Annotated in this window: 1 protein-coding gene; it reads left to right on the top strand. The window is 62.9% G+C overall.

From position 1 onward, the window contains the following. Positions 1–312: 312 nt before the first annotated feature. Positions 313–529, top strand: a 217-nt coding sequence (locus tag P0D96_RS48355; RefSeq protein ID WP_408321448.1) for an alpha/beta family hydrolase, incomplete at its 3' end; no start/stop codon positions are given.

Below are 529 nucleotides of genomic sequence, written 5' to 3' on the forward strand. Positions count from 1 at the left end.
GATAAATGAACTGCCCTTCGAGAACTTCCTTTGACGCTGATTGCAGTGTCGTAACAGCTCGCTGACAATGATGCAGGCGTGCTATTACGCAGATGTCTCAAAGCGCGGATTACGTTGCGGCCCACAGGTCGGGCCTGCGGTCGTCAACCGGCACATCGCGACTGCGGCGCCGTTCACGATGGGCGCGCGCTCCATGGATCGGCCGGCAAACTCCGCTTTCGCAATGCCCTGCCGGAGGCCGCCCCAAACGCTCCCCGATGCCTCATTGATGCAGAATCGGCGCAAAGGCCACAACGACACGACCTGAATACGATGGACGACCCAGAATCGCTTTCCCTGGCACTCCCCGACGGCACCAAGGTCTCTGCGCTCCTCCGAGCGCCGGAGGACGCGCGAGCCCTGTATGTCTTCGCGCACGGTGCCGGGGCGGGCATGCAGCACGCCGGCATGTCGTCATTGGCCGACGCGCTTGCGGCGGCCAATGTCGCCACATTGCGCTACCAGTTTCCGTACATGGAGCGGGGCTCCA

The sequence above is a fragment of the Paraburkholderia sp. RL17-347-BIC-D genome, from assembly GCF_046027915.1.
In the GTDB taxonomy this organism is placed as follows: Bacteria; Pseudomonadota; Gammaproteobacteria; order Burkholderiales; family Burkholderiaceae; genus Paraburkholderia.